Source organism: Collimonas sp. (genome assembly GCF_044339385.1).
In the GTDB taxonomy this organism is placed as follows: Bacteria; Pseudomonadota; Gammaproteobacteria; order Burkholderiales; family Burkholderiaceae_D; genus Collimonas.
In genome coordinates, this window is record NZ_JBIIVN010000076.1 from 1 (window position 1) to 11,531 (window position 11,531).

16 protein-coding genes, 3 tRNA genes and 1 pseudogene are annotated in these 11,531 nt (G+C 53.4%); 5 read left to right on the plus strand and 15 right to left on the minus strand.

The window, feature by feature from the left end:
* Window positions 1-99: 99 nt before the first annotated feature.
* From ACIQ0R_RS07220 to ACIQ0R_RS07240, 5 genes are all read right to left on the minus strand, one after another.
* Complete coding sequence (locus tag ACIQ0R_RS07220; protein WP_395825559.1) at window positions 100-504, minus strand: hypothetical protein; 405 nt, start codon at window positions 502-504, stop codon at window positions 100-102.
* Between the two features lie 913 nt (window positions 505-1,417).
* Complete coding sequence (locus tag ACIQ0R_RS07225) at window positions 1,418-1,672, minus strand: hypothetical protein (protein WP_395825562.1); 255 nt, start codon at window positions 1,670-1,672, stop codon at window positions 1,418-1,420.
* A gap of 492 nt (window positions 1,673-2,164) precedes the next feature.
* Window positions 2,165-2,710, minus strand: a complete 546-nt coding sequence (locus ACIQ0R_RS07230) for a site-specific integrase (protein ID WP_395825565.1) — start codon at window positions 2,708-2,710, stop codon at window positions 2,165-2,167.
* Window positions 2,711-2,738: 28 nt separating this feature from the next.
* Window positions 2,739-2,972: a hypothetical protein gene (locus ACIQ0R_RS07235; RefSeq protein ID WP_395825567.1), complete on the minus strand. Its 234-nt coding sequence runs from the start codon at window positions 2,970-2,972 to the stop codon at window positions 2,739-2,741.
* A 337-nt stretch (window positions 2,973-3,309) separates the two neighbouring features.
* Window positions 3,310-3,385 (minus strand) — tRNA-Arg (locus ACIQ0R_RS07240).
* Window positions 3,386-3,588: 203 nt separating this feature from the next.
* Between ACIQ0R_RS07240 and ACIQ0R_RS07245 the strand changes: the two genes are divergently transcribed.
* Entirely contained in the window at window positions 3,589-4,191 is a 603-nt protein-coding gene (locus ACIQ0R_RS07245; RefSeq protein WP_395825570.1) for a c-type cytochrome, read from the plus strand.
* Between the two features lie 84 nt (window positions 4,192-4,275).
* On the opposite strand, the gene ACIQ0R_RS07250 is transcribed toward ACIQ0R_RS07245, so the two are convergent.
* The 8 genes from ACIQ0R_RS07250 to ACIQ0R_RS07285 form a co-directional block, all read right to left on the minus strand.
* Window positions 4,276-4,962, minus strand: coding sequence for an OmpA family protein (locus ACIQ0R_RS07250; protein ID WP_395825573.1), 687 nt, complete (start codon window positions 4,960-4,962; stop codon window positions 4,276-4,278).
* 69 nt (window positions 4,963-5,031) lie between these two features.
* On the minus strand, window positions 5,032-5,409 hold the full coding sequence (locus ACIQ0R_RS07255) for a hypothetical protein (protein ID WP_395825576.1): 378 nt from the start codon (window positions 5,407-5,409) through the stop codon (window positions 5,032-5,034).
* Window positions 5,410-5,423: 14 nt separating this feature from the next.
* A complete protein-coding gene (locus tag ACIQ0R_RS07260) occupies window positions 5,424-5,810 on the minus strand; it encodes a phage holin family protein (RefSeq protein ID WP_395825579.1) in 387 nt (128 codons plus the stop codon).
* Window positions 5,811-5,834: 24 nt separating this feature from the next.
* Window positions 5,835-6,137 (minus strand): YqjD family protein, encoded by a 303-nt coding sequence (locus tag ACIQ0R_RS07265; protein ID WP_395825581.1) that lies wholly within the window; start codon window positions 6,135-6,137, stop codon window positions 5,835-5,837.
* Window positions 6,138-6,346: 209 nt separating this feature from the next.
* Window positions 6,347-6,763, minus strand: a complete 417-nt coding sequence (locus tag ACIQ0R_RS07270) for a hypothetical protein (RefSeq protein ID WP_395825584.1) — start codon at window positions 6,761-6,763, stop codon at window positions 6,347-6,349.
* A gap of 103 nt (window positions 6,764-6,866) precedes the next feature.
* Complete coding sequence (locus tag ACIQ0R_RS07275) at window positions 6,867-7,061, minus strand: hypothetical protein (RefSeq protein ID WP_395825588.1); 195 nt, start codon at window positions 7,059-7,061, stop codon at window positions 6,867-6,869.
* Window positions 7,042-7,452, minus strand: a complete 411-nt coding sequence (rnk, locus tag ACIQ0R_RS07280; protein WP_395825591.1) for a nucleoside diphosphate kinase regulator — start codon at window positions 7,450-7,452, stop codon at window positions 7,042-7,044. Before rnk ends, ACIQ0R_RS07275 begins: the two co-directional genes overlap by 20 nt.
* A gap of 161 nt (window positions 7,453-7,613) precedes the next feature.
* Complete coding sequence (locus tag ACIQ0R_RS07285; protein WP_395825594.1) at window positions 7,614-8,090, minus strand: hypothetical protein; 477 nt, start codon at window positions 8,088-8,090, stop codon at window positions 7,614-7,616.
* 503 nt (window positions 8,091-8,593) lie between these two features.
* On the opposite strand from ACIQ0R_RS07285, the gene ACIQ0R_RS07290 reads away from it, so the two are divergent.
* The 4 genes from ACIQ0R_RS07290 (at window position 8,594) to ACIQ0R_RS07305 (ending at window position 9,545) form a co-directional block, all read left to right on the plus strand.
* Window positions 8,594-8,669 (plus strand) — tRNA-Val (locus ACIQ0R_RS07290).
* A gap of 34 nt (window positions 8,670-8,703) precedes the next feature.
* A tRNA-Asp gene (locus tag ACIQ0R_RS07295) sits at window positions 8,704-8,780 on the plus strand.
* Window positions 8,781-8,952: 172 nt separating this feature from the next.
* A complete protein-coding gene (locus ACIQ0R_RS07300; protein ID WP_395825602.1) occupies window positions 8,953-9,003 on the plus strand; it encodes a hypothetical protein in 51 nt (16 codons plus the stop codon).
* Between the two features lie 2 nt (window positions 9,004-9,005).
* A complete protein-coding gene (locus ACIQ0R_RS07305; protein WP_395825597.1) occupies window positions 9,006-9,545 on the plus strand; it encodes a hypothetical protein in 540 nt (179 codons plus the stop codon).
* A 415-nt stretch (window positions 9,546-9,960) separates the two neighbouring features.
* Here the strand turns inward: ACIQ0R_RS07305 and ACIQ0R_RS07310 are convergent.
* A pseudogene (locus ACIQ0R_RS07310) lies at window positions 9,961-10,793 on the minus strand (SIR2 family NAD-dependent protein deacylase).
* A 113-nt stretch (window positions 10,794-10,906) separates the two neighbouring features.
* The gene (locus ACIQ0R_RS07315) at window positions 10,907-11,395 is read right to left on the minus strand and encodes a hypothetical protein (RefSeq protein ID WP_395825600.1); all 489 of its coding nucleotides are present in this window, start codon (window positions 11,393-11,395) and stop codon (window positions 10,907-10,909) included.
* Between the last annotated feature and the right edge of the window lie 136 nt (window positions 11,396-11,531).

Genomic DNA, 11,531 nt, shown 5'->3' on the forward strand with positions numbered 1-11,531 from the left:
AAGAAGTGGACGATGCCATTGCGGGACTGGAAGGGAGCACTTAACCGCTTCACTATCCAGTTTGAAGAACGGATGAAGCCGAATTAAACGAAATTCCGTTTACACAAAATCCAGCACACCCTCGAGGATCGAGTCGCTTTTGTCCTTTCCCTTACCATCTTCACTCTCAGCATCGTCATCATCACTGTCACCCAGGCCAAAAAACCCACCTGCCTGTAGTACGGCCTTGCCGATGGATCCTACAGGTACGCCGGTGTAAAGAGTAGCGGCGGCTTCACCACCAAGCTGCGCGAGACGCAGCAGATTGATCCGTTTTAGGAGGCGCTTGGCTTTCTTGAGCAAAGGCTCGTTGGCTGCGGCTAGCCGAAGCACCTCGTCTCCCACGAGCTGGAGCAGGGCGCTTCGTGCTCCTTCGAAGTCTTGGTACAGCCATGGATTAAACGTGACAACGACGTAGGTGTTCTGGCCAGGTGTGACCGCCTGTTTCAAACGGCCTTCGATCATTCGGACCAGAGATGTCTTACCTGCCCCCAGCCACCGGAAATACCGACTGAAATTGGCACTCCCTGGGCCTGTTGTAAGAGTTTCGCGCATGCATCGGCGACGACTCCAAAGTTCAAATAATCAACTGTTGTCTCGTTGTCTGACCGCACTCTCTGTTCTCCTTTGGCACCGTATCCAACTAAATCGAATCGACCTATTAGCTCATGGCCATAATTTTAATTAATTTTTTATCATAACACCGGCCATGTTGAAAACAGCATTTGCGGCGGATCTGAATAAAACCATCAGCAAATACGAATCAAGATAAGTTGAGGTGAAATAATTTCGCCCGATGGGAAAAGCAAAAGACTACGATCAAATACGAGATGATGACGGCATTCGTCCTTCAAGACAGGGGAGAATTTTTGTATTGCCTCCTGAGCATGGGCAAAGAATTCATCGCGAGCCGCCGTTTGCCTAGCGGCAATTTAAGCCAGGCGCGCTGCGGTTGCGCTTAGACTGGCTGGGAAGTGGCCCAACTGGCAGGAAGGCGATCATATCGGGCGAGCCAAGGCACCAGCTGGGGATCGAGCCAGCCAATGACTTCCGTTCCCTTCGCGTGCAGATCAAGTAGAGAAGGGGTAAGCCAAAATAGTTGTTCATGGTGAAATACGCGGTTCCGTAAGTCGCGAACCTGGTTCAAGGCTGATGAGATAGTATGGCGCTTTCGCTGGGACTTAGGGCAACGAGGGAAGGCCAACCGTAGGCCTTTCCAAAGTACAGACTGAAAGCTGCCATTGAATAACGAACTCCAAAAACCGAAGGCCAGCTCTGCCACAATCTTGTCCGTGGTGGCGGCTTCGGCCCGGCGTTGCAGCTTACCCTTCGCGCTAGCTACTTCCTTGGTCTGCCATGCAAACGCTGGATTTCCTGCCTACGCCTCCCACCAGTCGGTCCGCAGGTACAGGGCGGACAGTTGCCGATGGATGCCGTTCTTGAGTGCGATTTCCAGGACGTTAAGCATAGGCATCATGGCTTCAGCCAGAAGCATATTATTCACATAGGCCGTAGCGGCCTTTGCCTCATCGCCGCCGCATGAGGCGCGATAGCGGCCGAGCCGGGCAGAGGAAAAGTGTTTTTCAAGGTCATTCCAGTTCATTGCACATCTTTTTTGATCATTTTGGTTCATGATGATATACTGTGTATGCAGCCCTAGGCTAAGTTCTCTCCCAGCTACCATACTGGTGATGACACTAGGTTAGTTTTTGGCCCCGTTCTACGTGGCCTCCCAGATTCTAGATAAACCCGCCTCCTGGCGGGTTTATCGTTTCTAGACTGAGCACAGCTATGGCTACAACACGGCCGTCTTGGTTCTTGCCAGCATTCGCAGAAATTTCTTATTATCTTTTCTGCAATCAAAAACATAGACTTTCTGGACGAGCGCGGACGCCAGTGCACTCTAGACAAGATGCTCGGCGCCCGAAGTCCATAAATGCAGTTCACCAAACTTGTCCCAGCAACGGCGGCGCTCGAGGGGTTATTGGCGCATGCTCAGTCGCAGTTATTGTTGGTTCTAGCCGATGGAGTGCAGGCCTGCACGACAGCTTTGTTGGTCGATATCATCGGAGCGTATTGTGAGCCTGGAATCGTTTATTTTTTAAAATTTGCTTATCTACGGACATCAGCCCATGCGTTTTACGAGGTCTTCGGCCCGTAAGTGAGTATATCTTTTTAACATCTGGAGTGTTTTGTGCCCAGTGATTGCGGCAACTTCCATGGGGTTGAATCCAAGTTCAAAGAGGCGCGACGCAGCTTCATGGCGTAGATCGTGGAAGCGAAAATTTTTCAGGAAATCACTATCCGCTTTTGATTCCATCTCTCTACAATTCTTTTTGTATAACTCCTGCGCTCGTTTTATCGTCCGACGCCATGTCGCCTGAATACTGTCGCTAGCCTTCCAATGCCAGAACACACGAGGATCGTCTTCATTACGCGGAAGTGGTTCCAGTGCTGCTATTACAACGGTTGAAAGAGGGGCTTGTCGAGCATCACCGTTTTTTGTATCTCGCAATAGCGCAACTCGTTTGTCGAGATCAACGTCAATCCATGACAGGCGAAGGAGTTCGCCCAATCGCATGGCAGTTCCTAGCGCAACCACGATCAACGACTTCAAGGCCGCAGAGCTTTCGCCGGCGGCAGTAAGAAGTCGAGCTTCTTCCTCGTTCACAAGTCTTCTATCACGCCCACTAGGTAACTTAGGTTTTTTTGATGAGCTCAACGGGGTTGATTAGATTTTCCATTCCCCATTCTTTTCGAGCAACATTAAAGAGATTTGAGATGAGATTGATCTCGTGGGCTACAGTTTGAGGTGATACTTTTGTCAGGCGGTTATCGCGGTAGTTGGCGATGTCGCTACTCCGAATGCTCGCCAGCGAGCAAATGGCCAAGGGGTCGCAAAGCAATTTCTTAATACGGCTCTGCTCCGGCATGATCCCTTTTTTCCAACGGTAATTTCCCGTTGATAGCGCTCAAGAGCTTCGCCGAATGTTGTGCGCTCAGATTCGGCGCTGCTGACAAAAGTGCCGCGCGCCATTGTAGATTCGACGGTTGCTGCCCATGCTTCGGCTTCAGATTTTATGTTGAAGGTTTTTACTTGATCTAGGAAGCCCTTTCGAGCGACGCGGGCTTGCCATTGTAGTTCGCCACGTTTTCGAAATGATGCCATACAACTCCTGCCAAAAAAATTTGATTTGGACAGATTTTGGACAATAAATCGATTTTTGGCAATACGAATAATTGAAAATAGGCGGAGAGCCTTGATTTTACTGGTGCGGCTGGCTGGAATCGAACCAGCGACCCTTGGCTTCGGAGGCCAATACTCTATCCACTGAGCTACAGCCGCATATGAGGAACTGAGAAGAGGTGTGAAGGATACCGTTTTTCTACGCGCGCGTCCATGCAAAGCAAAGCCTTATCGTTTCAAATAGTAATTATTGCGACTATAATCAAGGGTTTGGCGGGGGATCGTGCGCTGTTCTGGCAGTTTGAACGGTTTTTGTGCGGATGGTCCAGCTTTTCGGTTTTGACAATAGCACTAGGGAAACTATGAGCGACGCACATAACGAAGAACAGCAGTCCGCAATCAAGACGCCAAAGCAACTGATCGCTGCTATAGCAGCAGGTTTCCTGGTCCCCATCATTTGTATCGTGTTGCTGGTGCAATATGTCACCAACGGCAAGAAAGTCGGTGTCGGCTCTGAAGGGCAGACCGCCGAGGCGATCGATGCCCGTATCAAGCCGGTGGCTGATATTGGCTTCACTTTCAAGGACGTTAACGCACCGAAGCAATTGCTCTCCGGCGAAGAAGTTTTCAAGTCGACTTGCGCCGGCTGTCACGCAGCGGGTGTGGCCGGTGCGCCTAAGGTTGGCGATGCCGCCGCTTGGGGGCCGCGCCTGGCCGATGGTTACGACAAGGTTGTCGGTTATGCCCTGCACGGTTTGCGGGCAATGCCGGCCAAAGGCGGTAATCCTGACCTGGACGATATCGAAGTCGCGCGTGCGGTGGTCTACATGGCGAATCAATCCGGCGGTAAATTCAAGGAACCTGTAGTGCCGGCTCCGGCTACACCGGCTGCTGCCGTTGATGCTTCAGCAAGCGCCGCCGCTTCTGCTGGCGCCAGCACAGCATCAGGATCTGCCGCAAAATAATGCGGCGCAGCCGACGTAAAAAAGCCAGTCAAGAGATTGACTGGCTTTTTTTTGACTTCGGCTCAGCGATCAATAGCTCAGCGATCAATAGGCCTGAGGCTGGCCTTGCTGAGCGGGAGACGGTTCGCGAATAAACAATTCAACACGACGGTTGATGGCACGGTTGGCGACCGTATCATTGGCCACCAGAGGCTGGCTCGAGCCGAAGCCATTCGTGGTGATGCGGTTCGGCGCTACGCCGCGGCTGGTCAGGTAGCCAGCGACATTCTGTGCGCGCTGGCGCGACAGCGGATCGTTGATCGCATCGGTGCCGGTATTATCCGTATGACCGTAGACTTCTACCAGAGAGGTCGGGCTCTGTGCCAGCGTTGTCGCTAATTGGTCCAGGATAGGGCGCAGGGCGGGATTGAGGTCGGAGCGTCCGGTAGCAAAGCCGGTATCGGCCGGAACGTTAACCTTCAGCCGGTTGTCGGCAGTCTGACTGACCTGGACGTTAGTACCTGCCGTAGCCCGTTCCATTGCCAATTTCTGTTCTTGCTGGCGTTTGCCCCAGATATTGCCGCCAACCGCGCCGATTGCTGCGCCTATGCCGGCGCCAATAGCTGTTCGCTTGGCGCCGCCAGGGCCTGCAATGCCGCCGACCAGCCCGCCCAGCACCGCGCCTGCACCAGCCCCGATTGCTGTACTTTGCTGTGTTTCAGACATGTTTGCGCAACCCGCTGTTGCCATCGTGACGGCAACCACCAGGGTGCCAATTTTGAATTTAGTCATGCTTGTTCCTTTCGAATCTTGGTATGAGCAGCATCAGAAAAAGTATCTTATCCCGCTAAGGTATGAAAGCTATTCATTATCTTTTGTTGCCTTGCTAGTTCTACTGCTGAAATAAACGGCAGCGCTGATTGCCGCCAGGGCAGCGCCGCCGACAAATAACGGTTTGCGGCTGCCGCGTCTGACGATCCAGGATGCGCTGGAGAGCAGCAGCGGCAGTAAGGCGGGCAGATTGGCTGCCTTGAGATTGCCTGCTTGGCCGAATACCGACGTCGCTGCGCCAGTGACGCGTCTGAACAGATTGGCGAGCAGTGAGCGACTTTGCATGCTGGTGCGGACGGTGTCGCGCGAAGCCGCCATCGCCGCACGGAACGCGGCACCTTCCTGCAGCAGTTTTTGCTTGCGTTCGGCGGTCGAAAGGCGATTTCCCGATTGCGGTTGTCGATTCATGTAGGGTTCTCCGCTCAAAGTATGGCGTCGCGATCTTTGCGCAGCTCGGCCATGGTGACTGGCAGGCCAAGGCGGCCCTGGCGCAGCACGCTGCGTACATATAAACCGCAGCCCACCGCCACGATGGTGAATAGAGCTGCCAGGATCAGCAGAATTTTCCAGCCCAGCGTATCCCAGGTCAGCACCACCAACAAACCGCACCAGAATGCCAGCGCAAACCAGAGAGCGACAATGCTGAGTGCGCTGACAAGCATCAGCCTGAGCAGGTGCGAGCCGATTTCGGAGAACTCCAGTGCCGCCAGTTCAATGCGGCTGATTACCAGCGCAAACATGTTCTTGGCGGTACCAACCAGACCGGACACCAGGCCCGGACTGCTGTGTTTGGGTGGTTGTTGGTTCATGCGCGCCTGACGGTTATGTTGCGATTATCTACGGGAGATGACCAGTCCGACCAGCAAGCCGATGCCCGCCGAAATGGCGATTGCACGCCATGGGTTTTCCTGGACATACTCATCTGTGGTTGCTGCAATTTCTTTACTGGTTTCGATTGCTGCAGCTTGCACATCCTGTGCCTTGGACAATGCTGCGTCGAGTAGTTCCAAACCTCTTTCGCGCAGGTCTTCAGCTTTTTCACCAGTCGTGGCAGCTGCTTCGAGGAATAGTTCCTGCGCATCCCTCACCAGGCTGCGGACATCGCTGCGGGTAGTTTTCAGAGTGGATCGATACATCGTGGGACTCCTTAATTCGTAATGTTCAAATGGCGCTAATTGTTTTCGCGGAAGCCGTTGCTGATGCGGGCAAGCTTATCTGGGCGATGATACAGGCTCCCATGTTGGTCTGCCAATAAAAGGCAGCTTGCGGGTCCCGACTGGGCCGCGCCAATCAGGGATTTGCCGCTGTTGTCGATGGCACTCGGCAATAACATGGCAATAATGCACTATTTCTTGTCACGTAGTTCGGCAATTTTTTCAATGTTACCTATCTGCAGAACAATTGGCCGCAGAGTGATGGTGGGTTGCGCCGGGCGCCATGCGAACAGCCATTCGCGCTGCGCGGCCTCGTGCTTGCCTTTTGTGAAGGCGCTACCCAGCTGACTTTTATGGCTGTAGCTGACAGCAGCGTCGACACCGGCCCAGTTTGGTAGTAATCGCTGGGCAGCGCGATGGATCAGCTCGCCGAATTGTTCGGTGTCGTGAATCACCAGGCAGCAATCGGCTGGTGCAAATGTGGAAAACAGGGCCGCATCGTCGCTGCTGCCCATGCTTAAGGTCAGTAGTTGTGGTGTCGGCGGGATGCCGGAGCTACGCGAATGATGCAGATGGCCAAACTGCAGGCTTTCTGCGGGCGGGCGCAAACGAAATTCTCCGAGCGTAAGGGAGCGTTCCAGCCATTGCCGTTCCGAATATCGGTAAAGCTTGGAGGGACGTTGATAATCTGCGCTTAACATGTGGACCTGTCTAGATGTAATGCGTATCAGCTTCGGTGCTCGGCCACTGGCCGGTAAACCGCGCTGTTACCCGGCTGATAAAAAAGAGAGCTGGCAAAGAAAAATCGCTGCCACCGCAAATCATGCGGGGCGACGTTTTTGCTAATTTTATTGCTGATTTTTGATAATGATTTTTGTTGATTGCGTTAAAGGTGGAATTCGCCATTGGCTTCCGGTTGGTACGTCACGGCGAGTATCCGCAGTTGTAACGGACGGCCGCCCGGCCCCTGCCAGGAAATTGACTGGCCAACCGACAAGCCCAGCAAAGCGCTACCCACCGGTGCCATGATCGATACGGCATCCGGCGGGTTTGATGGGCTGGGATAGGCCAGCGTCATGCCATATTCGGTATTTGTCACGTCGTCGACAAAGCGTATCGCAGAATTCATCGTGATCACGTCCGGCGGAATTTTTTCAGGATCGACCACTGTCGCGCGCCGCAGTTCATTTTGCAACGCGTCGACGCCTGGCAGCTTGCGATAGGCAGCCGATCCCAGCAATTGTTCAATCCGTTCGAGATCGAAGCTGGAGATGGTGATTGGCGGTTTGATATCCATTGTTTTGCGATCTCATCAGAAAAAGGTGGGATGGCTGCGCGCGCAGCATCTACAGGACCTCTAAACCGGGGGCGTTCCTGGCGTTGCGGCTGGGTAGGCGAGAAGTGCGGCGGAAGCAAGCCGCGCTGGTAGCAGCTGGTGGCGCAGTGCTGCCACAGAGTCTATTGATCCATTTGCGGTTCGGCGATTGAACGTAATTGGAACCGGCCATCGTCGTTGAACAGCCAGCTCTCGGCGATCTCGACCTCGCCGCGTCGCAGGAACTTGCTCTCGGGTTTGGGAAACGGCGCTGCTCGGCGCAAGGTGCTGAGTACGCTGGCCTCGGCTCTGCGGTCCTTGTTGGTCCGGATGATTTCGGTGCGCAACAATTTGACGTCGGCATCGACATAATATTTGACCACGATCACCGCCCGCAACAATGCTTGCGGGCGTCCGATGTAGACCTGGGTCGAGTTGACTGCTGCGATGCGCTGTGCCAGCGCACGTTTGTAGTCGTCCAGCGTGGCGGCGCTGGACGTGGCGTCTGACGTGGTGGCGGCGGTGGTGGCCGTCGGCCGCTTTTCGGGCAGCATGCCGGAGCATCCGGCGATCAGCCCGGCCGCCGCGCAATACAGCCACATTTTTCTTTTGGCATTCATGACGTTCTCCGAACGTGACATGGCGACACGCATTGGCGCTTGTTGACTGGAGCTTTTGTGGAGGCCTTTTTATTTTACTGGTGACCCGGAGACAGTGTGACAAGCGGGCTCGCAAAAATCAATCGTCAGCCCGATTTTTGTTGACTGACAAGGCTGTCCGGATTGAGATATGAAGAGCGATGTCAGGACAAATTCAGCCGAACAATCTGCTGTAGCCGAACCGGCAACGATATTTATAATTTCGATGTGGAAATATGCAGTTAATCGACGCCATAAAATAATCCTCTTTTGTCGACGCTTTTGTATATAATTCTGCCGGGTTGATTGCTGCTTGATGTCAGAGCGAATTGACAGCCTGGCGCATCGACATACCGTGTTGCGAAAAATTTTTCGCAACAAAATTTGACGAAGCACTAGCTTATTTAAAAAAACCGTTGTACAATTTCTCCCCTTCAGACGTAGTGACATACGTTAGAAAGTTTGCCTGACTAAGTGAGCATTTTGGGTGCTTAGCTCAGTTGGTAGAGCGGCGCCCTTACAAGGCGTAGGTCGGGAGTTCGAGCCTCTCAGCACCCACCAAGTGGCCAGACGATTGTAAATGAAGAGCAGTTTAGGAGTGGTAGTTCAGTTGGTTAGAATACCGGCCTGTCACGCCGGGGGTCGCGGGTTCAAGTCCCGTCCACTCCGCCAAAACACAGAAAGCCGTTGCAAATCATTGATTTGCAACGGCTTTTTCATTTCGGATCCCTCTCGTGTTTTTTCGCGAGGCAGCAGTTTTGGTCGTACACCATGGCTCTGTTACTGCCCATCTACTTCCTTGGCAACACCTACGTCGTGCACTTCCGCGTGCCAGGCATGCGGTTTGTGTGTGACCGCCTGCCCAGAATCCGCAATTAAGTTGGCGAGGGTCTGAACATGCCATCGATAACCACCAATAATGAGCGGCTGGAAATACCGCTGCCCAAACAGTCAACCTTCAAGCGAGCGGCTGATGGTCTATTGCTTTTGCTCGGCCGCTCCACTGTGCTGCTTTTGCGGGCGGCCGCGTCCACTGCAACGTTCGCTTATTTCCTGCCGAAGCAGATTGCGAAGGTGACTCTCGATGGCACACGCGGAGGGGCAAAGATCCTGGACGAACATTTTCTGACCTGGACCGTCCAGGATGCTGACTTGCTGCTCAGCGGGCTTGGCGCTACCGGGCGGCAGGCGTATCGACATTTCTATCTCACGTTCGATTTCTACTTTCCTGCCCTTTGGTCTTCGCTCTCGCCGGTCAGCCTGCTAGCGATACTGCTGCGACACCGCACTCGCGCCCGCTATGTTGCCTATCTGCCATTGGCGCCCTATCTCTTCGATGTCGCGGAGAACCTGAATCATTTGACGATGCTGGGGGTATGGCCCGATCACCCAGCGTTCTCTTGGACGGTGGGGCCGTGGCTCACGGCCGGCAAATGAGTAAGCCTTTTCTCCGTGATCGGCGTTGTGGCAGTCTTCGCAGCCATGGCTCTATTGGCATCTTGGCGGGCAAGTACGCGTCGTTAACGATGGGACCGCCGTCGCAGCTTGTTTAGAGGGGCCGAATAAAATGATAGTGGCGAGGCCAGACTTCGAAGTCAGTCAAGGCTTAAAGCGGCGATTGTCGGCGCTGCGCTCGTACACGAGGCATGTGCGTGCGCAGCCAATGTCTAATTTCTTTATTTGCGGCGGAATTTGCGTCGTGGCATCGAGAAAAGTCACCGTCGCTTCCTGTATTGCGAAACCGAATGAAATAAATGTCCTTACCTTCGGCGCGGAATATCTGTTCTGGCGTTCTGGTAATGTGTGGCTTTTGAATTCTTGGCAAGTGCTATGGTGATGGTGTGTAAATCGCTCAGCCCGTGGCTAATATTTCGTGCAATAACCGGAGTCTTTTCAATGCGCCAACGGGCGACCCCACGCTTCGCCGGTTGTAGACGTCAAAATCCCTCGGATTGATGCGCACCAGTGGTGCTGTCAGCCGTTCACCTTGATTGCGCACCGTTGGAATTGCTTTGCCTGCCCCCAGTTCGAGCACGACGAGACGCGCGACCCCAGCCAGCCAATCTTGCAGACGTTCGGCTTGTTTTTCTGTGCGGCTTGCTAACCAGGATGAATCTCCGAACATCAACACATTAGGACGAGCCAGACAGCCACACAGCCACACAGCGGGCAGCGCGGTAATGGCGAGCTTAATAGACATCGTTCAGCACCCACTTTGACGATAATTTCCCTGGATGATCGGATACTTTCAGTACACGGTCTGGTGCATTGCTGATGGTGGATTGAGCCATGACATTCGACGATCCGCGAGTCATCAAAGCCAGCTTTCTGAAATTGCCCGTCCACATTACTGGTAAACACGAAAGCACCTTGCGGCATGCCGGCGGCAATCTCTTTCAGTATGCCGAAGCCGGCATGGGGGCAGGTATCTCGGTATAGCTGTAGCCGATGGCCATAAAACCCCCAAGCCAATTCCGGGCTGGACTCAAAGACTTCGGGATTGGCGATATCGGCAAAGGACAAATCAGCTTTTTTCAACGCCGGATAGGCTTGCTACAAACCCTCTTTACCGCGGAAATCCGGCAGACCGGAATCCACACCCATTCCGGCACCAGCTGTGATCAATAATCCGTCTGCTTGTCGCAAATATTCAACCGCCGCACGCAGTTTGTCATTCAGCTCCATCTTCAATCCCTTGCACATTGCGTAGTGTTCAATTTTTTCACTGAGAGTTGGTGTCGGGAGGCAGGCTGCCCCGTTTGGCGACCAATACTGTCGACTTCCTGTTACCAGCTGCGCTATGACTGAAAGTCATCCGTTGCCAACATGCTTGCCACGCTGTCGTCGTTCAACGTATCCAATGCGCCAAAATCTGACCAAAATTTAATCTTCCATACAAACTCATCTGTGCACCAGGTGTTCGATTCGGTAGTCACACGCTCTATCTCGATGCCAAAACTATCGAATCTAAACAAATAGCCAATCCGTTCTTCAATGCGTCGCAGCGCACGTTCATCCCATATTTCCCAAGCAGTATTTTGCGTCAGCACTCCTACGTAGGCGATGCCGATTTCGTTAGCGGATAAATTGTGAGTCAATACGTCGGATAGGTCGAACGAGCGATCCTCAGATGAAAACAGTTGATTTGGTGGTTCGCGATAAACGCGTATTGTGCTTAGCGCCGGCCAGGCCAGAGGTTCTTCCGTTGGTGGTGGTTCATTCAGCAGCTTTGCCGGGAAGGCTTTTTGCGGCACCATTCTTGACAATTTGACGTCGCCGTTGCGCACGCGCAGACGATTTGAGCTTCCCTCGATTTTTCGTCTTCCAACAGGTGGCTTTTATGCCGCCTGTTTTTCCTGATGTTGCTCAGTGAGCCAGTCATCTAAATACTGGCAGGGTGAACGATAGCCAAGCGTCGAATGC